The sequence below is a fragment of the Ruegeria sp. CDSA034 genome (assembly GCF_059612275.1).
Genome location: NZ_JBXWQH010000014.1, coordinates 108,646 through 131,545, shown reverse-complemented (window position 1 = coordinate 131,545; position 22,900 = coordinate 108,646). Strand labels below are relative to the sequence as shown.

The 22,900-nt window shown below is 55.9% G+C and carries 21 protein-coding genes; 2 read left to right on the top strand and 19 right to left on the bottom strand.

What is annotated here, in order from left to right; genetic code table 11:
* Window positions 1–247: 247 nt before the first annotated feature.
* Window positions 248–985 (top strand): LytTR family DNA-binding domain-containing protein, encoded by a 738-nt coding sequence (locus tag AC2FLJ_RS19200; RefSeq protein ID WP_496699821.1) that lies wholly within the window; start codon window positions 248–250, stop codon window positions 983–985.
* Between the two features lie 2 nt (window positions 986–987).
* Here AC2FLJ_RS19200 and pdeM read toward each other — a convergent pair whose 3' ends face one another.
* From pdeM to AC2FLJ_RS19125, 15 genes are all read right to left on the bottom strand, one after another.
* Window positions 988–1,650 (bottom strand): ligase-associated DNA damage response endonuclease PdeM, encoded by a 663-nt coding sequence (pdeM, locus tag AC2FLJ_RS19195; protein ID WP_496699820.1) that lies wholly within the window; start codon window positions 1,648–1,650, stop codon window positions 988–990.
* A 41-nt stretch (window positions 1,651–1,691) separates the two neighbouring features.
* Window positions 1,692–4,103: a ligase-associated DNA damage response DEXH box helicase gene (locus tag AC2FLJ_RS19190; protein ID WP_496707203.1), complete on the bottom strand. Its 2,412-nt coding sequence runs from the start codon at window positions 4,101–4,103 to the stop codon at window positions 1,692–1,694.
* A gap of 40 nt (window positions 4,104–4,143) precedes the next feature.
* Window positions 4,144–5,451 (bottom strand): DUF8689 domain-containing protein, encoded by a 1,308-nt coding sequence (locus tag AC2FLJ_RS19185; protein ID WP_109313459.1) that lies wholly within the window; start codon window positions 5,449–5,451, stop codon window positions 4,144–4,146.
* Window positions 5,452–5,567: 116 nt separating this feature from the next.
* Window positions 5,568–6,113, bottom strand: a complete 546-nt coding sequence (locus AC2FLJ_RS19180; protein WP_496707201.1) for a prepilin peptidase — start codon at window positions 6,111–6,113, stop codon at window positions 5,568–5,570.
* Between the two features lie 3 nt (window positions 6,114–6,116).
* On the bottom strand, window positions 6,117–6,968 hold the full coding sequence (locus tag AC2FLJ_RS19175) for a tetratricopeptide repeat protein (protein ID WP_282169105.1): 852 nt from the start codon (window positions 6,966–6,968) through the stop codon (window positions 6,117–6,119).
* Window positions 6,969–6,998: 30 nt separating this feature from the next.
* Complete coding sequence (locus AC2FLJ_RS19170) at window positions 6,999–7,580, bottom strand: tetratricopeptide repeat protein (RefSeq protein ID WP_496707199.1); 582 nt, start codon at window positions 7,578–7,580, stop codon at window positions 6,999–7,001.
* 7 nt (window positions 7,581–7,587) lie between these two features.
* A complete protein-coding gene (locus tag AC2FLJ_RS19165; protein ID WP_282169107.1) occupies window positions 7,588–8,577 on the bottom strand; it encodes a type II secretion system F family protein in 990 nt (329 codons plus the stop codon).
* Between the two features lie 10 nt (window positions 8,578–8,587).
* The gene (locus tag AC2FLJ_RS19160) at window positions 8,588–9,556 is read right to left on the bottom strand and encodes a type II secretion system F family protein (protein WP_282120043.1); all 969 of its coding nucleotides are present in this window, start codon (window positions 9,554–9,556) and stop codon (window positions 8,588–8,590) included.
* Between the two features lie 12 nt (window positions 9,557–9,568).
* Window positions 9,569–11,014 (bottom strand): TadA family conjugal transfer-associated ATPase, encoded by a 1,446-nt coding sequence (locus AC2FLJ_RS19155; RefSeq protein ID WP_058272282.1) that lies wholly within the window; start codon window positions 11,012–11,014, stop codon window positions 9,569–9,571.
* A gap of 24 nt (window positions 11,015–11,038) precedes the next feature.
* Entirely contained in the window at window positions 11,039–12,271 is a 1,233-nt protein-coding gene (locus AC2FLJ_RS19150; RefSeq protein WP_496699816.1) for a CpaE/TadZ family protein, read from the bottom strand.
* A 199-nt stretch (window positions 12,272–12,470) separates the two neighbouring features.
* The gene (locus AC2FLJ_RS19145; RefSeq protein WP_282120041.1) at window positions 12,471–13,097 is read right to left on the bottom strand and encodes an OmpA family protein; all 627 of its coding nucleotides are present in this window, start codon (window positions 13,095–13,097) and stop codon (window positions 12,471–12,473) included.
* A 17-nt stretch (window positions 13,098–13,114) separates the two neighbouring features.
* Window positions 13,115–14,521 (bottom strand): type II and III secretion system protein family protein, encoded by a 1,407-nt coding sequence (locus AC2FLJ_RS19140; protein ID WP_282120040.1) that lies wholly within the window; start codon window positions 14,519–14,521, stop codon window positions 13,115–13,117.
* Between the two features lie 191 nt (window positions 14,522–14,712).
* Window positions 14,713–15,582 (bottom strand): Flp pilus assembly protein CpaB, encoded by an 870-nt coding sequence (gene cpaB, locus AC2FLJ_RS19135; RefSeq protein WP_496699815.1) that lies wholly within the window; start codon window positions 15,580–15,582, stop codon window positions 14,713–14,715.
* 148 nt (window positions 15,583–15,730) lie between these two features.
* Window positions 15,731–15,955, bottom strand: a complete 225-nt coding sequence (locus AC2FLJ_RS19130; protein WP_282120038.1) for a hypothetical protein — start codon at window positions 15,953–15,955, stop codon at window positions 15,731–15,733.
* 85 nt (window positions 15,956–16,040) lie between these two features.
* Window positions 16,041–16,253, bottom strand: coding sequence for a Flp family type IVb pilin (locus AC2FLJ_RS19125; protein WP_282120037.1), 213 nt, complete (start codon window positions 16,251–16,253; stop codon window positions 16,041–16,043).
* Between the two features lie 353 nt (window positions 16,254–16,606).
* Here AC2FLJ_RS19125 and AC2FLJ_RS19120 point away from each other — a divergent pair, with 353 nt between their 5' ends.
* Window positions 16,607–17,467 carry a lytic transglycosylase domain-containing protein gene (locus AC2FLJ_RS19120; RefSeq protein ID WP_496707196.1) on the top strand — a complete coding sequence of 287 codons (861 nt, stop codon included), beginning with the start codon at window positions 16,607–16,609 and terminating at the stop codon, window positions 17,465–17,467.
* Between the two features lie 42 nt (window positions 17,468–17,509).
* Here AC2FLJ_RS19120 and AC2FLJ_RS19115 read toward each other — a convergent pair whose 3' ends face one another.
* From AC2FLJ_RS19115 to dprA, 4 genes are all read right to left on the bottom strand, one after another.
* Window positions 17,510–18,136: a CoA transferase subunit B gene (locus tag AC2FLJ_RS19115; protein WP_058276937.1), complete on the bottom strand. Its 627-nt coding sequence runs from the start codon at window positions 18,134–18,136 to the stop codon at window positions 17,510–17,512.
* On the bottom strand, window positions 18,136–18,840 hold the full coding sequence (locus tag AC2FLJ_RS19110) for a CoA transferase subunit A (protein WP_496699813.1): 705 nt from the start codon (window positions 18,838–18,840) through the stop codon (window positions 18,136–18,138). Before AC2FLJ_RS19110 ends, AC2FLJ_RS19115 begins: the two co-directional genes overlap by 1 nt.
* 103 nt (window positions 18,841–18,943) lie before the next feature.
* Window positions 18,944–21,583 (bottom strand): type I DNA topoisomerase, encoded by a 2,640-nt coding sequence (gene topA, locus AC2FLJ_RS19105; protein ID WP_496699812.1) that lies wholly within the window; start codon window positions 21,581–21,583, stop codon window positions 18,944–18,946.
* A gap of 174 nt (window positions 21,584–21,757) precedes the next feature.
* A complete protein-coding gene (dprA, locus tag AC2FLJ_RS19100; protein ID WP_496707193.1) occupies window positions 21,758–22,891 on the bottom strand; it encodes a DNA-processing protein DprA in 1,134 nt (377 codons plus the stop codon).
* Between the last annotated feature and the right edge of the window lie 9 nt (window positions 22,892–22,900).

The window sequence follows — 22,900 nt, the reverse complement described above, 5'->3', positions numbered from 1 at the left end:
CTGCCAGAACCAGAAGGCCTCACAGCCTGACCTGTTTCGCTGGGGCGCAAAAAATGCGCCCCAACAAAACTGAATTTCGCACAAGTGTGAAAATTGGCCATGATGTCAACGTGCTAAATTTCCCCCCTTTAAGGTTTGAATGTCTGAATGGGGCGTGTTAGCCGGGATTTCCCAGCCGTTTGCAGTGTGTGAATGTTAGCTTTCTGGGGCTTTTGGCTGGGTCCCTGAAAGTGGTTTTTGATATGGTATGACTTCAAAGCTAAGACCCATCTTCAGCCTGTGCAGCCCACAACGCGTGGTGGCCGGAGCGTTCTTCCTTCCTATGCTGGCTTACGCTTTTCCGCCGTTCCAGATGTCGGATTTGCCGTTTGTCATAAGCTTCTTATTTTGGTTCGGGGTGATGGGTATCGCTGTGACGTCGACCTGGATGGCCCGAAAACTGATCCGCGAATCCGGGACTGTTCTGAACCTGCCGGTGCGTGACCTGGCAATCGCTCTGTTTGTATTGCTGTTGTTTATCCCGTCCCTTTGGGTGCTGGCCGTGGTTCTGTTTTCCATTGGGGGCCACTCCGCACCCGGCATCCCGCGGGTTATTGGATACAGCGCCTTGTTTACCGCTGGCCTGATTCTGACCAGCCGGGCAGAACCCAAAAGCGCTCCACCATCATCCCCGGCGCCGCGGCTTGCGCGACGGTTGCCTGCGTCTTTTCAGGGGCAGATTTATCGCCTGAGCTCGCGCAATCACTACGTGGATGTGGTCACATCAGAGGGCACCTTTGCGATCCGGTTACGGCTATCTGATGCGGTTGGGGAAATGGAGCCTTTGCGCGGGCATTGTGCGCACCGGTCCCATTGGATCGTGGACAACGCAGTCACAGGCACTGAGAAGGTAGCTGACAGAATCTACTTGAAGCTGGTGAATGGTGACCTGATACCGGTCAGCCGGAAGTACAAGCCGATGCTTGAAGACGACGGGTTGATATGATCTCAGCGTGGCATTGGGATGATTTGTGGATGAGGGCCAGTCAGGATGGCCATTGCCCGGTCGCTCATCAAGTCACTTAGAACCTTCTCGGAACTTCGCAGCCCGCCTGTATAGGTGCCATAGGCCGGTAGAATAAGCCGTGCATTATCCAGCAAAAACGCCGGGCGTGTGATCGTCCGACCGCGTGCCCTAATGCACGTCTTGGGATGATAGTGCCCCGAGATTTCGCCGTGATCACCGGGTTGGGCGATATGCCGAAAAACCAGCGGACCTACCGCGTATTCAGCCAGATGTGTTCCGCCCAGGTCTATTGGACCCGGGTCGTGGTTTCCTTCGATCCAAATCCATTGTCGGCCTGCTTGCAGGGCCGTCAACGAAAGCTTCTCGGCAGTGCCCAACGCCGCCAAAGTATCCAAATCGTCAAAGCTGTCGCCCAGGCAGATGACAGTTTGCGCGCCGGTTCTGTCGATGTCGGCGGCCAGCCGGGTCAGGGTGTCCTGACTGTCATAGGGCGGCAAAGAGGGACCACCGCGCCGCGCCATACGTTCGGATTTGCCAAGATGCAGATCGCTGACGCATAACAGTTTCCGGTTTGGCCACCACAACGCACCAGATCCCAATGCGCGCAGGTCTTGTTCAGCAAAGGAAAACGCCAGCTCGTTCATGGTACGTTCTTCACCTGTTTTGATCCTTGGCGCAAGCTGAATTACTTCGCGTCTAGTCCCGCAGCCTGTAGCAACCGGGCGCTTTCCTCGGCCAACAGACGTTCTTCGGCGGCACCTTTGACCGGTACTTTGCCAACCTCCAGAAACAACGGCGCGGCGAGGGGAGAGACCCGATCCAGCCGAACCAGATCTATCCGGTCACCAATTCGTTCAATCATTGTCTCGATACGTCCAAAATCCACTAGTCCGCGCATTGCTTCCTCGCGGGTGATCTGCATCAGAAGGTGGTTGGGGTCATACTTCAGCAGCGTATCGTAAAGAATATCCGAGGAAAACGTAGCCTGACGCCCGCTTTTGCGTTGCCCGCCTGTATTGCGCTCGATCAGGCCTGCTATTGTGGCCGAAGCGCGAAAGGTGCGTTTCATGACAGCGTTGCCCGCCAGCCATGTCTCAAGCCCGTCACGCAGTTTGTCCAATTGGAGCAATGGGCTTGGGTCGGTCACAGCATCCAAGCCCCAAATCAGCGTCGCATAGTCGGTGGCAACAAAACCAAGCGGCGCCAACCCGGTTTCCTCCATCCGTTTGGTCAATAAAAGCCCAAGGGTCTGTTGCGCATTGCGCCCAGCGAAGCCGTAAACACACAGGTGTTCACGACGGTCATTGGGAAAACTTTCGATCAGCAAGCGATCCCGTTGAGGCAGTCGGGACATATCCCGCTGCAACGCTAACCATTCGGCCGTGTAGGCAGGTAGTTGTGGCCACTCCGGCTGAGCGAACATGCGCAGGATACGGTCGCTGAGTTGGGTCGAGGTCGCGAACTTGGTGCCCGAAAATGTAGCGATCTTGGGCTTCTTGTCCGCCCGGCGGCTGACCTCGACCACCATTTCTCGCAGCCCCTCGTACCGTACGATCTGTCCGCCGATCAGAAACGTGTCTCCGGGCGTCAGAGAGGCTGCAAATGCCTCCTCGACCTCACCCAGCGGTTTGCCCCCGCGATTGCGCTTTAAGCGGACTTTCAGCGTGTCTGTGTCCTGTATCGTGCCCAGGTTCATACGAATACGCTGTGTTGCCCGTGGGTCTCTTAGCTGCCATTTCCCGTCTGGCCGCTGCAACAGCCGCTGCCAGCGATCATAGGCGCGCAGCGCGTAGCCGCCGGTTGCACAGAAATCCAAACAGGCGTCGAACTCAGCGCGGCTGAGATCAGAATATGGCCCTGCTGCCGTCATTTCGGTGAACAGGGCTTCTGCATCGAACGGACCTGCCGCAGCGGCGATGAGCATATGCTGGCACAAGACGTCCCTTGGGCCCGGTCCGCGCGGTTCGCCATCCAGATCATGGGCCTTTGCCGCCTCCAACGCGGCGACGCACTCGACCACTTCAAACCGGTTCGCTGGCACTAATAGGGCTTTGGACGGGGCGTTGTAACGGTGGTTGGCACGACCAATGCGCTGAACCAGACGTTTGACGTTCTTGGGCGCGCCGATCTGGATCACCAGATCCACATCGCCCCAGTCGATGCCCAGATCCAGACTGCCGGTGCAAACAATGGCGCGTAGGTCACCGCGGACCATTGCAGCCTCGACCCGTTCGCGCTGTTGCCGATCCAGGCTGCCGTGGTGAATGCCAATGGGCAGCCCGTCATCATTAGCAAGCCAAATGTTGTGAAAGAATATTTCGGCCTGCGCGCGGGTGTTGTGAAAGATAAGCGTGGTTTTGTGTTGTTTGATCTGATCCAGCACCGCAGGGATCGAATAGGCCGCCCCTCCACCGGACCAGGGCGGCATCTCTTGCGTCTCAAGCATTTGGATATCGGGGTCGGGGCCGGGATCAGCCTGAATGATCTTGCAAGGATCGGGGTGGCGGGCCAAAAACTGCGCGATGGCATCGGGGTCTTCGACTGTGGCCGACAGGCCGACGCGTCGCAGGTCAGGGCACAAGCTCTGCAAACGGGCCAGCGCCAACATCAACTGATCGCCTCGTTTGCTTTCGGCCAAGGCGTGGATTTCGTCCACGATCACGCGTTGGATGCCTGCAAACATCCGCGGGGCGTCTTCGTACGACGTCAGTAAGGCCAGGCTTTCAGGCGTGGTCAGCAGGATGTGCGGAGGGTCCACGCGCTGACGTTTCTTTTGCGTGGCCGAGGTGTCGCCTGTTCGGTCTTCGATGCGGATGGGCAGGCCAATATCGTCCGCCGGGCCGCGCAGGTTGCGGCGGATATCGGCGGCCAAAGCCTTGAGTGGGGAGACATAGAGCGTGTGCAGGCCGGGGCGATCATTTTCCGCCAGCTCGGCTAGCGTCGGCAGGAAACCGGCCATCGTTTTTCCACCGCCGGTTGGCGCAATAAGCAAAGTGGCCGGGTCCGCAGCCCGGTCAAACATCTCTTGCTGATGTGGATGGATGGACCAGCCTTTGGCGTCAAACCAATCCGTGATCCGGGGGGGAATCTGCGTCATGAACGCAGACTACCCGGCCTGTCCCGGAAATGGCACGGCGTTAATTTACGATTACCTCGTCTTTGACGAACATGTTGGCCCAGGCCCTGTCGATCAGGTCGGGGCTCATCTGATAGGGGATGCCCTCAAATTCGCAGATCGAGATCATCTGGTCGATCAGGAAGATCGGCTGATAGTTGGCATAGACGTTGTTGATGGTCGGGTATTTGACCTTCAGCAAATGCACCAGAGCGGATTCATCCAGCGGCATGCCGCGTTTCCGCGCCACCATTGCAAAGATTTTTAGGAAGTCTTCTTGAACGGGACCACCGATCTTGATCTTGAAGAAGATCCGGCGCAGGGCCGCTTGGTCGAATATCTCATTTGGGTGGAAGTTGGTCGAGAAGATAACCAGTGTGTCAAAAGGCACTTCGAACTTTTCGCCAGACTGCAGGCCAAGAATGTCCTTGTTCTCTTCCAAAGGAACAATCCAGCGGTTGATCAGCGCCTGTGGCGGTTCCTGCTGACGACCAAGGTCGTCCACGATGAAGATGCCACCGGTTGATTTCAGCTGCAGCGGCGCCTGATAGGTACGTGCAGTCGGGTTGTAGACCAGATCCAGCATTGAAAGCGAAAGTTCACCACCCGTTACCACGGTCGGGCGTTCGCACTGAACATAGCGGGTGTCGAACCGCTTGCGACGGCGCAGGCTGTTGGGGTCATCCGCCTCTTGCTCGATCGCGGTGTGGACGATCGGATCATAGACCGTGATCACCTGACCTGCATACTCGATGGCACGGGGAACATAGACGTTGTCCCCCAGCGCGTCGCGAATACCGTTCGAGATTGAGGATTTACCGTTACCCGGAGGGCCATACATCAAAATTGACCGGCCGGCGCTGACTGCGGGGCCCAGATGGTCCAGCAGGCTGTCGGGCAGAACAAGATGTCCCATCGCACCAGTTAGCTGATCACGGGTCACCTGAATATTTCGGATTGACTGACGCTTGACCTGTTCCCGGTATACGTCCAGCGGAACCGGCATAGCGCCGAAGTATTCAGATTGGCTCAGCGCGTCCAGTGCACGGGCTTTGCCGGCATCGGTAAGCTGATAGCCCATCTCGTTTCCACTGTTGGCGTTCAGTGTGCCCGTCGCTTCGAGCAGTTTCTGTTCGCGTGCAATGTCTACAAGTTCTTGCGTGACCGCACCTGGCAAACAGATCGCTTCCGCGATTTCCGTGACCGTATCCACGTTCTTTCGGAATATCGTCTTAAGCAGAATGTCCCGCATCATCACGATGGGCAGTTTCATTTCGGCCATACCCTTGGGGGCAGGGGGGGCCATAACCGAGGTCGTCTGCATATTCATGAGCGTTGCCCGTCTATCCACTAATCACGCCAAAAGCCCCATAAGGGCCGCTTGCATAAAATCTTTACCTGCTTTGTGTCAGCACAAAGGCATTGAAAAGGCGGACTGATGATAGTTTATGAGCCGGAAACAGTTCCGAAAATCAAATAGATCGCCAAACTGGCCCCTAACGGAAAACCCATCGGAAATTTCTTGCCCCGATCCCAGCTCTCCCAGTCCGGGGCGATTGCCCGAAGGCGTGTGTGCTTGGCCAGCCTGTGCGTCACATATGCACCAAGCATGGCGCAAGTGGCGATCAGCGTCATAAGCAGATAGTCACCGGCCCAGACAAAGGCTGAAGCGGCAGCCAGAAACTTGGCATCACCTGCCCCCATGACGCCGGCCGCGTTCAACAGGATGCCAAAAAACAAAACGACAACGATGTGCAGCAATTGCCACAGATAGGGCGGAAGTGCCAGGGCAATCGGACCCACGCTGCCGGTCGTCCACTCGGTTGCCCAGGGTGGCAGTGCAATCAACCCGACAACAGCAAAAATCGCGGCCAAAGCGATCACGGCATGATTTTTGATCAGCATGCTACGCAGATCGGTGAAGGCCACATAAAAACAGATCGGCAACACAAACGGCAAAAACCATGCGGCTGCCGTCGCAGGGATATTCATGAATCAGGCCTCTTCAAGCGCGCGAAGCGATCGAACGGCTTCCTCATAATGCTGGGGATGGGTTGCGATGGCTTCACGGAACAGGTTTTTGGCCGTCGTGATATCGCCTTGTTTGATCGCAGAAATACCCATTGTATTCAGCAGCATGGCCCGCTCAACTTGTGTCAGAGGAACAACTGGCATGTTATAGTTCCCCTGTGCAGCCCTGGCCAACACGAGGTTGTTCTTGGCGGTGAACAGCGATTTGTCCTGACGGATTGCTTCGGAAAACAATCTCTCGGCATCGGCGTAATCACCGCGCGATAGCTTGGAGTAGCCCCAGTTGTTCATAACGCCACCTGGGCGCGTGGTCAGACCAACGGCTGTTTCGTAAAAGTGATCTGCACGTTTCCAGTCTTTACTGGAGTCTGCAACGACCGCCTCAAGACGGTAACGTTGGAATGTCTCATAGGTTGGAGGAACAGAATCCAGCGTCGACTTGGCTGTTGCCCAGTCACCAGCGCGGACTGATGCGGCGGCGTATTCGACCCGGTCGACGTTGCTCGCGCCTTTCATGGTCGTCACTTTTTTCCACGCCGAAGCGGCCTCGGTCGTGCGTTTAGCGCGCGTAAGAGAAATCGCGAGGCCCCGTTGCAGGTCGATCCGGCCGGGGTTTTTTGCGGCGGCCCCTTTGAAATAAGTTACAGCCTCGTTTGGGTCAGCCGCGGTCAGAAGAACCTCGTTCAGGTTGGTTTCGTCAATGACGTTCACCTCCTGATAGGTGCGTTCTACCTTTTCTTCTTCGGTTTCTTTCTCGCAGGCGGACAGGACCATCCCGCAGACTACCATCGTCGGAATCAAGAATTGTTGGCGCATTTTTTGCGTCCCTTACTGCTCTTGCCTATGTTACGGGAGCTTGCGCAGCTTGAATTGCCCGTTGCCTTGCTGCTCCAGTGTATATTCTTGTTTTTCCGGGGTAGTATTAACAGGATTTTCCATTTTTGCGAGTGCTAAGCGCAGATTGTCCAAAATTGCGTCACTTTCGCCATTGTCCAAAGCAAAGGCGCGCCGGAACATCTGTTCTGCCTCGGGGTATTCGGCCTTTTCCATCAGCACAACACCAAGATTGTTCCACGCGATAGGCCAGTCAGGCTCATCCTCAACTGCGCGGCGCAGCAGTTCCTCTGCCTGCCCTAAACGCCTGAGACCCAGGTTCGCAGTTCCCATTGAGGTCAGGAGTTCCGTTGTCATCCCCTGATCCAGCGCGGCGCGGGAAAAGGATGTCAGCGCCAGTTCATATTCGCCCGATGCCATCAGCCGGTTTCCGACCGTAATCGGATCAACAGATTCTGCCTTAGGGTCGATACCAGGAGCATCCAGGTCGTTCGAAAGGCCTGTTTCTGTACAAGAGGCCACCATGGCAAGAACCAAGGTGGCCTGAAACGTGCGGCGTAGCCTGAACCGGATACACCTGAAATTTGAATTCATCGGGACTTTATCCACCGGATCCACTGTTTGCAAAGTCCGCGATGCCTTTTGCCGAAGGGCCGACCAGAATGACCAGCAACGGCGGCACCGTCAGCATCATTGTGGCAAGTGTCATTTTGGTTGGCAACTTGTTCGCGGCCTCTTCGGCGCGCATTACCCGCTTGTCACGCATTTCACCGGCATAAACCCGCAGGGCTTCGGCGATTGATGTACCAAATGTGGCCGACTGGATCATAACAGTCACAAACGAGCTGACGTCCTGAACGCCGCAACGTGTGCCAAAGTCTCTAAGAACGCTGTCCCTTTCCTTACCAGCCTTCAATTCGTGCGCGACGACTTCGAATTCCGAGGCAATATCCGGGTAAGAGACTTTCATTTCAGCCGCGACCCGAACAATCGCCTGATCCAGCGACTGACCGGCTTCGACGCAAACCAGCATAAGATCCAGAGTGTCGGGGAAACCTGCAACGATGGCTTCCTGTCGTTCGGCAACGCGCCGTGTGATCCAATAGCGCGGGAGGAAGTAGAACGCACATGCCGGGATCAAGACGCGCATGGCCATCTGGGCTGGTGTAAATTCCTGATCACCCGCAAAAACCGTGACCAACAGCACACCAATTGAAATACCGACCAAACCAAGCGCAAATTGAGCAAAATGGAAAAAGCGGACCGAGTCTTTGGACTGATACCCCGCCTGGCGCAGCTTGAGCTCCATCGCGGACAGTTCTTCCTTGTTCTGTGGTTCCAGGAAGTTCGCGAATTTCTGAAGCTGCTCGTTGCGGCTGGATTGTCGCAGTTTGTCCTTGTTGCCCTTTTTGCTTTCCTTGGAGGGTGCATTAGAGCGCTGAAGTTTCTTGAGAGGGTCCTCAGGCTGATTCAGCATCAGTGGCAAGGTCACAAGGATCATGAACAAGCCCAAAACCCCGACTACGATAAGTGGCCCGAACGGCCCCAAATTCTCGGTCAGGACTTCATTGATTTGGGTCAGAAATTCCATACTCAAGCCCTCAGACTTTGATATTCGTAAGAATGCGCATGACGATCAGGTTCAGTGTCAGCATGATGCCCACAAAGAAACACATCGGAATGAACCATGGGTGGTCCACAACTTCGTCATAGTAGCCCGGATCTTTTACCAAAATGAACAACAGGCAGAATAGGGGGAAGCCAGACAGGAACTTGCCGGACCATTTGGCTTCGGCCGTGATCGCATTGACACGGCGGAACAAGCGGAACCGCGCTCGGATAACCTGGGCCAGACCCGCCAAAATCTCGGCCAGGTTACCACCCGCCTGTTGCTGAATTCCTACCGCGACGGACAAAAAGCGCAGATCCTGCATCCCCAGTCGTTCGGCCATGTCTTTCAGGGCTTCACCGACGTCACGGCCATAGGCGCATTCATCTGCGATGACGCCAAATTCCGTGCCAAGCGGGTCTTGCACTTCATTGGCAACAATTTGAATCGTCGAAACAAATGGATTACCGACGCGAAGAGACCGAACCATTAGTTCAACTGCGTCGGGCAGTTGCTCTTCCATCAATCCCATACGCTTCTTGGCTTTGTTGTTTACCCAAGCATACACGCCACCCACGCCGATCGCGACCGACAGCGCAATCCGCAACACGACCTCGGTTCCTGTGCCGATGCTCAAGCCCACATAGGCAAATCCAGAAACCAGCATCATGATCATGATCAATTGGCGAGGTGAAAAGGCGATAGCAGCTTTTTGTGCCTTGTCGGCCAAAAGCGAATAGAGCGGGATGCTCTGGGATTTCATATGCTGCTGCATTTCCTTGCGCAGCTGTTCTAGAACCTGTTCGCGTCCGACGCCTTTCTCAAGCATATCCAAACGCCGGTTCACGCGGCTGTTCAGGCTGATGGACTTGCCAAATGCCACAAGATAGATGCCCTCGACCAGGAGAAGAACTCCGACGAAGATCACAACATAGATAAGAGCCTCTACGGGCAGTTGCATTTCCGGATCTCCTTAGACGGTCGTAGGTTCGTAGATGGATGACGGTAGATCAAAGCCCCACAGACGGAAGCGTTCGGAATAGTGGCTGCGCACACCGGTTGCGGTGAAATGGCCAATGATCTTGTTGTCCGGCGTTAGTCCAACGCGTTGAAACTTGAAAATTTCCTGCATGGAAATCACGTCACCTTCCATCCCCGTAATCTCAGTGATCGAGGTCATCCGACGTGAGCCGTCCTGCAGGCGGCTGGCCTGTACAATCAGGTTCACAGCGGATGAGACTTGGCTGCGTACCGCTTTGATAGGCATCTCGATCCCGGCCATCGCAATCATGTTCTCGAGACGCGAAATCCCGTCACGCGCCGAGTTGGCGTGGATCGTGGTCATCGAACCGTCGTGGCCAGTGTTCATGGCTTGCAGCATGTCGATCACCTCGGCGCCACGCGTCTCGCCCACGATGATGCGGTCAGGACGCATACGAAGAGCGTTTTTAAGACAGTCGCGCGGGCTGACTTCGCCTTTGCCTTCGACGTTAGGGGGGCGGCTTTCCATCCGTCCCACATGGGTCTGCTGCAGCTGAAGTTCCGCCGTATCCTCGATGGTCAGGATGCGTTCGGCGTCATCAATAAAGCTGGACAAGGCATTCAGCGTCGTCGTTTTACCGGAGCCTGTACCGCCCGAGACGATGATATTCAGGCGCGTTGAAACAGCTGCCTGCAAATAGGCGGCCATTTCCTCTGTGAAGGCGCCGAAATTGACCAGATCGTCGATGGCCAGCTTGTCTTTTTTGAACTTACGAATGGAAACCAGCGACCCGTCAACGGCGATAGGTGGCACCATTGCGTTGAAACGCGACCCGTCAGCCAGGCGAGCGTCAACATAGGGGTTAGATTCATCGACCCGGCGACCCACGGCGGATACGATCTTGTCGATGATCCGCATCAGGTGCTTTTCGTCCTTGAACGTGACGTCGCTGATTTCAAGCTTGCCGAACCGTTCGACAAAAATCTGCTGAGGACCGTTTACCAGGATATCGTTGACACTGTCGTCTTGAAGCAGCGTCTCAAGGGGGCCCAAACCAGTGACTTCGTCATACAGTTCTTTGTTTAGCTGTGACCGGTCTTCGCGGTTCAGAACAATATCGCGGGATTCGAGGATTTCGCTCGAGATCGCGCTGATTTCCGCTCGAAGTTCAGATTCTCCGGCCTTTTCAAGTGCCGCAAGATTCAGGTTTTCCAGCAGTTCCCGGTGCATCTCGATCTTAATCTCACCCAAGCGCTCTTTGCGCTTGCGATCCCGGTCCGATCCGACCGGTTCAGCAGCCTTCTTTTGAATTGGGCGGCGGGCGACGGCGTTGTCAGTGGATGCTTTTTTCGGAGCAGGCGTTTGCGCCGCAGCCTCAGGCGCTGGAGCAGCCTCGACCGGCTGCGCTGCTGGCTGCTTCTTGTATCTTGAAAACACGGCGACTACCCCTCTGAAATACGGTTACGCGGCCTCGGCGCTGCTGCTGCCCAAGCTGTGAAGCGATTTTGCAAGTTTTGCGATTTCCCGACGCAGCGGGTTCTTGGCCGCGGATTTGGCCAGCGGCAATCCGTGATCACCGCTTTGCATGACGGGTTTGCCACCATCCGGCAATTGTAGGTCAATTGAAATGCCCAGGCTTTCGCCCATGCGCTTGACCCGGCCTTTGCCATTCAAGTCAGTGAATTTCGGGGCTCGGTTCAGAGCGAACCGGAGTTTGTTGAACGGCAGTTCCTCGGCCTGGAGGGCGCGTTTCAACCGCAGCGCATTCTGAGCGGATCGCATGTCCAGCTCGATCATGGCAAAGTACACATGCGCAGCCTGAAGAACCGTTTCCGACCAATGAACAAGGGTCGTCGGCATGTCGACGACCACGTAGTCGAATTTCCTGCGGGCAATTTCGATGACGCGCTCGATGTCATCGGGTGTGATCAGGTCCAACGGAACCATATCGGACGGTGCAGTCAGGACCTCAAGCTTTTCCTCATAGGTTTGTAAGGCCTGCGAGAAGACATCGTCATCCATCAAAGTTGTGTCTGACAGCATCTCAAATATGGTTTCGCGTCGAGGAAGGTCCAGATATGTCGACACGCTGCCATACTGCAGATCCAGGTCGATGACGCACACAGAAGGCGCCTCTTTGTCTGACGCGGTTGCTAACTCCCAGGCGAGGTTAACCGCCATGGTCGTTGATCCCACACCGCCTGCCAGCCCATGGACCACAAACAGCGCGCCTTCTTTCGAATCACCCTGAGCGACCTGAGCTGCCACTGCAGTCGTTGCCACCGGTTCAGGTTTGTTCATGCGCTCAATGGCTTCCTGCAACTCTCCTTCGGGAAGAGGGTAGGGGACAAACTCGTCCGCGCCCTTGCGAAGCAGTTGGTGCAGAGACGCAGGTGTTACGTCTTCGGCGATCAGAACGATCTTGATCTTTTTCTCTTTGGCCTGCGAGATGATTTCGCCCATCAGCGAAAGGTTGTCTTCATCTTCTCCGTCAATAGCAAGCGCAACGAATTCAAGGCTTTCCGCCTCTGGTTGGCTGAAAAAAGCCAGGGCTTCGGCAAACCCAAGGTCGCCCCAACGTTCGCCCAAAATGGTTTCCATGTCCTCGATCAGAAGATCAAAATTTTGGACGTCACGGCTGATCGTGCAGGCCAGAATGGCAGTTCCGTCATCATGCGTTTTGGCGCTTGTCATTCACACAATCCTCGTCGTCTGGACCTGCTCACTGCCCGAACATGTTTGGTTCGGTTCAGTTCGCTGTTGCCCGGTCGCGGCCAATTCGGGCCGCACTTCACCTAATTGTTGAAAAGATGGCTTGGAACTTAGGCAAGATTTTGGCGCAAAAGAACCAATTGTAGGGAAATGGGCGACGATGCCGCCCATTTCTTATGGATTATTCATCGTCGCTACCGCCAGCGTCTTCACGCTGGATGTAACTTTCTCTTGTCGCGCTGTCGACGTATTCGCGGTACACGATCTCGGCGTATTTGCCATCCAGCACCAGCGGGTTGCGATCCAAGAAGCCGGACACTTCGGTCACAGTACGCCGATTTCGGCGATCTCGGTTCGGAGTGTCGATCAGAGGTCGTGTTTTCCCAAAGGAAACAACGGCTTCCAAGCGTGATCGCGAGATTCCCTGCTGCGTCAGGAACGCGACGGCGGCGTTTGCACGACGTTGCCCAAGCGACTGGTTATAGGCGGTAGAGCCGACGGCATCGGTATGGCCGTAAACGCGGAACCGCGCTTCGGGGAACTGCTTGATCCATGCCGCTTGCCGCAACAAGACCCGTTGCGCCTGAGCGTCCAGCTGAGAACTGTTAAACGCAAAATTGATCTGCGTCGGAACTTCTGCAGCAAACCGCTGACCCAGGATTTGGGCGTATGTCAATTCACCGTTCATGACCTGAACGTTGTTTAGCGTTGCGTTGCCAAAGGCGCCTTGGTCGATTTCGTATCCGGCCTCGCGTGTACACGCGGCAACGGTGACCGACAGACCCAGTGTTATGATCCACTTCTGCATTGGTCCTATCCTCTCAATCATTCCAGGATGTAGCCGTATGAGCTGCCAAAGTCCTGTTTGGCGACTTCAGACGCAGCACCCGAACCAACGCGCGTCGTTCGCGCCGTTTTTCCGTTCAAGAACAGGTCAAACTCGCTAGGCGGTTTGACGCGGTCTGTCGGCAGGGCCAGGGCTTCACCACGGGTGGGTGATACCAGATGGGCTGTGACGATGATAACCAGTTCAGATTGCTGACGCTGGTATTCCGCGCTGCGGAACAAAGCACCCAGCACAGGAATGTCGCCGACCCATGGAATTTGGCTATTCAGGTCCGCGAAGTTGTCCTGAACCAACCCTGCAATTGCAAAGCTCTCGCCGTCTCGCAATTCAACTGTCGTCTTCGTCTGACGCGCAATGAATGTTGGCACGTTGTTGCCTGCAATTGAAAAGTTGGAGTTAGGGTCAATAGTTGACACCGATGTTCCCAGCTCGAGGTTTATCAGATCACCGTCCACCACGCGGGGCGTAAAGAGGACCTGCACACCAAAATTCCGGTATTCAATTGCGATCTGGCCGTCATCGGCTGGAACCGGAATCGGGACTTGGCCGCCAGCCAGGAATTCAGCTTCCTGACCAGACAGAGCTGACAGGTTGGGCTCTGCAAGAGTACGGGCAAGCCCTTTGGATTCGAGCGCCTCTAACAGCAAGCGTACCTGTGTCGAACCGGCACCAAAGCCAAACAAGATGGCACCTGTATTTGTCTGCTGGAAGGGAATGTTGTTGTTCAACGCGTTGGCCAACGCACCAGCGGTGTTCAACGTGTTGAATCCGCCCGTTGTGTCACCACCGCCAAAACCAAGCGATGCGGTCAAACTTTTGGCAACCGACCGATTCATTTCGGCAAAGCGAACTTTCAGCATGACCTGTTGAACACCGCCAACAGACATTAGGTTCGAAACCCGCTCGGGCGCGTAACGTTCTGCAAGTTCCAGGGCACGGGCCAATTTAGCCGAGCTGGAGATCGTGCCAGAAAGAACGATGCCGTCGTTGGCAGTACGCACTTCGATTGGCTCGTTCGGCAGAATCTGTCTCAATCTCTCTTTGAATTCAGACACATCCGGCGAAACACGGACCCGAACGTTGGCCAGCAGGTTGCCAGCCCCATCGAACAAAGTCAGCGTGGTCAGGCCAGGTGCCTTACCCAAAACATAGATAGTACGATCAGAAAGCGACGAAATGTCAGCGATGCCTGCGTTGGCGATGCTGAGTTCCGCAAATGGTGTTTCGCTTTCAACGACAATTGCGCGGTTCATCGGAACGTCCAGCGTTTCCGCCGTACCGTTCTTAACCACGCGAAGTGTTTCAGCTTGGACAGCAGTGCTGGCCGAACTGATAACTAACGCCAACCCCAGAAGGGTTGCGTTGAACCAAGATATTATTTTCATGTGACCTGCCTCTCCGATCACGCCTCGTTTTAGGTCTAATGCCTTATGTGCGATAACACTGCGCGAATTACGATTTTATTGCAATAATCAATGGTTTCTGGAATTTTCCTTATGTGGGTAATGCGCAACATTCGAAACGAAACAAGCCGCGCTGATGGCGCGGCTTGTAGCTTTAACGTTTTGATTTCGCGCTAGTTTGTGCAGGGAATGGGTGTTTGGACGATTTCCGCGCCACGACGAATGTTGGTGAAGCACTTTCGTTCCTCAACCTGAACAGGCGCTGGTGCGGCTGCTTCGATTCCCAGCAGTTTTCTTTGGTCCACTTCAATCGCAGTCGCAATGGTCTCATCCTGGGTGCCGACCAATGCCAGTGACAAGCGTCCAGTGTTCTGAGCTTGGGCGAGTGCGGCGACCTGTTCCGGGGTTATTGCAACAGTGACCGTCCTGGCGATTGTTGTGCCGGTCACGTCCGATCCCGCGGATTGATCAATTGCAATCAATTCAATGTTGGTCTGGATAAGACGTGTGATCTCTCCCTCGCCGCCAGTACCTCTTAGGGATCCGGTCCAGTAAACGTCGACGTTATCGCCCGGGCGTAAAAAGCCAGACACGCCAGATGCTACATCTACGCTGATGGCAAAAGCTCGCATGCCTTTCTCAAGGCGCGAGGTAAGGCCAGCCGATTCGCCGGGCTGGGTTACTTTAACTTCCAAAAGCGCCTCGTCTTTTTCTATCGTGCGAAGGATAAAGCGATCGCCCTTACGATCTTGCGGAAACAACGCGGTCATATCCGAGAAAGTTCCTTCAGGAATCGCGTCCTCTGGCCACTGCACGACGCGCACATCGTCTTCTGCCAGACGCTCGCCGTATTTCATCGCCCGATTCAAAACCATGACGTCCACTGTAGGAATTGTCTTAACGTTCGCCAGAGCGTTTTGTGTAGCCAATCTCTCGCGCTCTAGTTCCGCCTGGGTTTGACTGATGTAATCCTTTGCCAGGTACACAGCACCACCGGCCAGAGCGACCCCAATAATCAGAACAAGTCCAAATACCGCACGCATTCGCGTCCCCTCACACTTCTTTTTTGGTTTGGTGTCGATCAGAATACGACATCATTTGCCCCCTGTGTAAACGTGAATTGTGTCGAAAAGGGGGACAATGTTGGGTAAATTGGCAAACCTTGTTCTAGGAAACTAGGAAATAGAGCCGTTAAGAGCCGGAGCCGGAAAATTCCACTGAGATTTCCAATGAATCAACTTGGGTTGCCACTCCGTTCATTGATCTGCCGTTGGCTTCATCAATCGCCTTCAGAGGGGCGAAAAAGTAAATGCCCACGAAAGCAGCTAGTCCAACCACTGCTGCGGTTAGAACGACCCAATCAACTGTGACCGCCCCATCTTCGTTTTTCAGGAATTTTTCGAGTCTGTTCAACATCAGAGCACCAGAGACGGAAGTTTAGAAAAAAATAGGGGCCAAGCTAGTTCAAGCATGGCCCCACCCCAGATAGTCTGTACCTGGATTAGTTGTCGGTTGGGTTGACGTCAGGCGTCTGAACGGCAGTCGAAACGCTTGTCAACGATGTGCCAACGCTGTCCGACACGGCTTTGGTGCCGTTACCGATCTGAGTGTATGCAACTGCGGCCAGGCCAACAACGGCTGCGGTCAGAACGACCCAGTCTACTGTTACGGCGCCGTCTTCGTCTTTGCGGAAGTTCTTGATGAACTTGATCATGTTACGTCCCTCCTAAAGGATCTAAAAAAGTCAATTAAACCTAGGCGTCTATCAGAGCTTCCTCTCTCAGTCCGCTCCCGATCGTCTCGGTATGGCACTATGATTGACCGCTGTGCATGGCAGGAATTGGGCCAAACCCTATTTTTTTTTGGTGAAGTTTAACTTTTTGGTAGTTTTTCTGGTAACTACTTAAAAATAAACAATAAAAAAACAAACCTAACAGAGGTTGTCTGGTCGCCCCGATGCAAATTTGCGGCAAATGAGGCGAAATTGCCCCATTTCGCATTGTTTTTCTGGCCTTGCGGGCAGATTCGAGGTTCAACTCAACCAAAAGAAAAACATGAGGCAGGCAAATGAATCTCCGGCTCGCAATGACTTGCGCCGGTTTGGCGGCGTTGATGCTGTCTGGCCCAGTGCCAGTCGTGGCGAACGAGGTTGAGCCAAGAGGCGTTTACAAACGGGTCAAGGCCCCAAAGCCTGGCACGCGGCCACGCGTCACGGTCCAGATTACGCCCGATGAGCATGCGAAGACCCCGTCTGCCCCTAGTACAGGCGTAGAATTAGTCGAACCTGAAATCATCGCGCGCACGCGTGTCATACCGCCAACTCTTCCCGGTGCGGGCAAAAAACCGGTTGGTTCGTACAAGGCTTTCTGGGAAAGGGTGTCGCCATCATTGACCGAGGCCGGGTCCGGACGGCTGCACGATGCCATGAATGCACTGGCTGCCATCAACGTCGCGGCACCGCGTTTACAGACCCTGCAAATTATCGCCCAACAGCGCCGCGTGGATATTCTGCGCTCGACCGTGGGAACAAATGTCTCACCGGCATTGGTTCTGGCGGTCATTTCCGTGGAATCCGCCGGGCGCACCGACGCTGTAAGCTCGGCAGGGGCACAAGGATTGATGCAGCTGATGCCTGCAACCGCCAAACGTTTTGGGGTTCAGGACAGTACGCAGCCGTCGCAAAACATTGCGGGAGGTGTGAAGTACCTTAACTGGCTGATGGAAGAATTCGGTAACGACCCGATCCTCGTCCTTGCGGGGTATAACGCCGGGGAAGGGGCCGTACGTAAGCACGAAGGCGTCCCGCCTTACGCAGAGACCCGTGATTACGTACCCAAAGTTCTTGCAGCGTTTCAGGTGGCGCGGGCGTTGTGTTCGACACCGCCTCAGCTGATTACGGATGGGTGTGTATTCCAATCGTTGAACTGAAAATGGCCCACCCGAAACGGTGGGCCTTTTCATTGGTGTGAATTAGTTGACGATGTTGGCTTCGGTCGCAGCGCGGATCTCGTCTTCGGTCACGCCTTCGGCAATCTCGATGATCTTCAGGCCGCCATCAACCACGTCCAGAACGCCAAGGTTGGTGATGATGCGGTTCACCACCTTCTTGCCGGTCAGGGGCAGGGTGCACTTCTTCAGCAGCTTGGACTTGCCGTGCTTGTTGGTGTGGTCCATCACGACGATCACGCGACGAACACCTGCAACCAGGTCCATCGCGCCGCCCATGCCCTTCACCAGCACGCCTGGAATCATCCAGTTGGCCAGATCGCCTTCTTCATCGACCTCCATCGCGCCCAGAACGGCGGCCGCGATCTTACCGCCGCGGATCATGGCAAACGATGTGGCACTGTCGAAATAGGCGGTGCGGGACAGCTCCGTGATCGTCTGCTTGCCAGCGTTGATCAGATCCGGGTCTTCTTCGCCTTCAAAGGGGAAGGGGCCCATGCCCAGCATACCGTTCTCGGATTGGAGGGTGATGTCCTTGTCACCAACATAGTTTGCCACCAGCGTCGGAATACCGATGCCGAGGTTTACATACATGCCGTCTTCCAGCTCTTGCGCCGCACGTGCGGCCATCTGATTACGATCCCAGGGCATTATGCTTCCTCCTTCTTACGGGTGGTGCGTTGTTCGATGCGCTTTTCGTGCTGACCCTGAATGATGCGATGCACGTAGATGCCGGGCAGGTGGATCATATCGGGGTCCAGCGAACCACGCGGCACGATTTCCTCGACCTCGGCGATGCAGATCTTGCCACAGGTCGCAGCAGGTACGTTAAAGTTGCGCGCGGTCTTGCGGAAAATCAGGTTGCCGGTGTCATCGGCCTTCCATGCTTTGACAATGGCCAGATCGGCAAAGATGCCTTCTTCCAAGATGTAAGTCTCGCCATTGAAGTCTTTGTGCTCTTTACCATCGGCGATCACGGTGCCCACACCGGTCTTGGTATAGAACCCGGGGATGCCTGCGCCACCAGCGCGCATGCGTTCGGCCAGGGTACCTTGCGGGTTGAATTCGAGCTCCAGCTCTCCAGCCAGATATTGGCGCATGAACTCGGCGTTTTCACCGACGTAAGAGCTGATCATCTTTTTGACCTGCTTGGTCTGCAGCAGGGTGCCGATACCGAAATCGTCGACGCCGGCGTTGTTCGAAGCAAACGTCAGATCTTGAGCGCCCGAGTTCTTGATCGCCTCAAGCAGCAGTTCGGGAATACCGCACAGGCCAAAACCGCCTGCCGCGATCATCATGCCGTCCGAAATCACTCCATCGAGCGCTTCGGTGGCATTGGCATAGACTTTCTTCATGGAAAACTCCCCCAATGACATGGTGATGGCGCAGGTTGTGCCGCCACGTCACGGGGAAGTCAATGAAACCAAGGGGTAGGTGGTATTTCTACCTAGCCAGTCGTTAGGTGGCCGCCTTTTTGGTTGTTTTCTTGGCCGCAGCTTTCTTTTTCGGAGCCGCTTTTTTCTTGGTGCCCTTTTTGGCTGCGCGTTCGTTGACCAGTTCGATGGCCATTTCCTGTGTCACATCCTCGGGCTTGATATCTTTGGGGATTGTCGCGTTGACCTTTTCCCATTTCACGTATGGCCCATAGCGCCCATCCAGAACCTGCATCGCGCCGCCATCTGGGTGCTCGCCCAATTCCTTCAACGCCTTGGCCGCTGCGCGACGGCCACGCCCGGGGTTGGCACGCTTTTCGGCCAGCAACTCGACAGCGCGGTTCATGCCGATCTCAAACACGTCGTTGGGGTCTTTGAGGTTGGCGTAGACCGGCTTGGCCTCATCCGCCAACTGATGCATCAGATAGGGGCCAAACCGCCCAAAATTCGAACTGATCATACCACCATCTGGATGCTCACCAATCTGGCGGGGCAGGGACAACAGCGTCAGCGCCTTGTCCAGATCCATGTCATCCTTGCTCCAGCCACGCGGCAGAGACGCACGCGGAGGTTTCTTGTTCTCGGGCGTCGGTTCGCCGCGCTGAACATAGGGGCCAAAGCGGCCGGACTTCAGCCAGATATCATCCCCTGCATCTTCGCCCAGAAGACGTTCCTCGCCTTCAGCGCCTTCGCCGGCGATGGGGCGGGTATAGGTGCATTCAGGATAGTTTCCACACCCAACGAACCCGCCGGTGCGCGACGTCTTCAGGTGCAACTGACCCATTCCACATTTCGGACAGACACGCGGGTCCGAGCCGTCTTCACGCGGCGGATAAAGCTGCGGCGCCAGGGCTTCGTCGAGTTTGTCCAGAACCTCGGAGATCCGCAATTCGGACGTCTCGCCGATAGCAGCCGAGAAATCGCGCCAGAACTTGCTCAGCAACTCCTTGTAGTCACGCCCACCGGCGCTGACGTCGTCCAATTGTTCTTCCAGATTGGCGGTGAACTCATACCCCACGTACTGCCGGAAGAAGTTCAGCAGGAAGATCGTAACGATCCGGCCCTTCTCCTCTGGGATCAGCCGGTTCTTGTCTTTGCGCACATATTCCCGGTCCTGAATCGTGGTCACGATCGAGGCATAGGTCGACGGTCGCCCGATCCCCAGCTCTTCCATCCGCTTGACCAGCGTAGCCTCGGTGTAGCGCGGCGGCGGTTGCGTGTGGTGCTGCAGGGCAAGTACAGATTCGTTCTCGGACAGAATGGCCTCTTTCGCGGCCTTTTCAGTGCCTTCGCTGGTCGCTTTGGTGAACTGATCACGCAGGGATGTTTTGGCAAACCGAGCTGGATCGCCCTGCATGATTTGCGGCAGGCGCTTTTCATCATCATCGGCCACGTCGTCGCGGCCTTCTTCATAAACGCGCATGAACCCGTCGAACAGAACAACCTGACCGGTGGCGCGCAGGCCGACCTGGCCGTCATCGCTGCCAATCTCGACCGTAGTGCGCTCCAGCCGGGCCGCAGCCATCTGGCAGGCAATGGTACGTTTCCAGATCAGGTCATACAGTTTGCGCTGATCCTCATCTGTGACCTTCAGCGCCTTGGTATCGCGGGACATATCCGTCGGGCGGATACATTCGTGCGCTTCCTGGGCGTTCTTGGCCTTGTTTTTATAGATACGCGGGCTGTCCGGCACGTATTCTGCACCGTAACGGTCTGCGATGGTATCGCGAGTGGCCGCCACGGCCTCGGGCGCCATGTCGATGCCGTCGGTCCGCATATATGTGATGTAGCCCGCCTCGTAGAGGCGTTGAGCAACCTGCATCGCGTGACGCGCGCCCATTCCGAACTTGCGGCTTGCTTCCTGCTGCAAGGTAGAGGTCATGAAGGGCGCACTGGGGTTGCGCGCGGCGGGCTTAGCCTCGACCGAAGTAACGCTCAGCGCGCGGCTGGTGATGGCCTGCACCGCCAGTTCGGCCTGCGTGGCGTTGGCCAGATCATGTTTGTCCAGTTTCTTACCGGCCAGCGTGACCAGACGCGCCTCATAAGTCTGGCCGCGCGGTGTTTCGAACACAGCCTTCACAGACCAATATTCGACTGGCTTGAACGCTTCGATCTCCATCTCGCGTTCGACGATCAGGCGCAGACAGACTGACTGAACGCGACCGGCAGACTTGGCGCCGGGCAGTTTGCGCCACAGAACCGGGGACAAGTTGAAACCCACCAGATAATCCAGCGCGCGGCGGGCCAGATAGGCCTCGACCAACGGCATGTCGACCTGACGCGGGTTCTGCATCGCCTCGGTCACCGCATCCTTGGTGATCGCGTTGAAGGTCACGCGGCTGACAGGCGTGTCTTTCTTGATCGAGCGGCGCTTGGTCAGGGCTTCTTGCAGGTGCCAGCTGATAGCCTCACCCTCACGATCAGGGTCAGTCGCGAGAATCAAAGCGTTGTCTTCTTTCAGCGCATCGGCGATGGCTTTGACATGTTTGCGGCTGTCGTTGCCGACCTCCCACTTCATCTCAAATTCATGCTCGGTATCGACGGATCCGTCCTTGGGCGGCAAGTCCCGGACATGGCCATATGAGGCCAGCACCGTGTAGTCAGGGCCAAGATATTTGTTGATTGTTTTGGCCTTGGCAGGGGATTCTACAACAACTACAGGCATTTAAGGGAAAACCTCGCTCGACGGAATTGGCGCCTTCTATGATCGTGCAAGATGTGGAGGGCAAGGGCGAATTGTCAATGCGTTCCTTTGAACACAGGAATTATGTGGTAATTTCAACCACGTAACCTGTGCATAAAAAGGACTTGGGCAGAAACCAGGCCTCAGCGATGAAGGTTATGCTGACAGCGACAGGAGGCCGCCGGGCTGGCGCTGGATCTGTCCCTCGAGTTCCAGATCAATCAATGCGGGTCCGATTTCTCCGGCCGTTGCGGCAATGTCGCGGATCAACTGATCTTCGGCAATTGGCGAGGGCCCCAATCGCGACAGGATTTCACGATGCAGCGCGGCACCTGCGATCACCGGTTCTGCCACTACGTTGGGTACGGTGAGGGCTTCGGCCTGACGGGCAGTTGCTTGTTTCGGTAGCGCCTCAATGACGTCTTCGGCGGCTCGCACCAATATCGCGCCGTCCCGGATCAGCATATTGCACCCGGCAGCGCGTGCATCGAAAGGGTGCCCGGGTACGGCCAGAACCTCGCGCCCCTGATCCAAGGCGTCCCGTGCGGTAATCAGACTGCCGGATTTTGCGGCAGCCTCGACGACGACAACCGCTTGGGCCAGACCTGAGATAATCCTGTTTCTGCGCGGGAAGTGCCGGGCCTGCGGTGTGACGCCCATAGGCTGTTCAGAGACACGCAACCCGGTTTGGCCAATCTTTTCCGCCAAAACAGTGTTTTCGATGGGATAGACGACATCCACGCCGCCCGCCATCACAGCGACGGTGCCCGTTTCAAGCGCGGCCATATGGGCCGCTGTATCAATGCCGCGTGCCAGGCCGGACACAACGACATAGCCTTGCTTGCCGAGATCTGTGGCAAGCCCCCGCGCCATCCGCGCCCCCAGGGACGAACAATTCCGCGCACCGACCAGTGCAATCGACCGGCGCTGCAGCAGAGAGCTATCTCCAATCGCCCAAAGCATTGGCGGGGCGTCGGATAGATCGTTCAAGGCATCTGGATAATCGGCGGAGCCAAGGCACAAAAGGTGCGCGTTCGCGGCTTTTGCGGCCTTGAGTTCCGCCTCAATCACGCCGGGGGGGCAAACTTCGTACCCATCAATTCCGGCAGCGCGTGCCATCTCCGGCAGCGCGGCCAGCGCGTTCTGCGCCGAGCCATGTTCCCGCAGCAACCGACGAAACGTCGCCGGACCAACCTTGCGAGAGCGCAACAGACGAAGCCAGGAAAACCGATCCTCTTCCGTGGTGGGTGGGAGTGTGGGGTGATAGGAAGAATGCTGCTCTTCGGTCATCCGATGCTC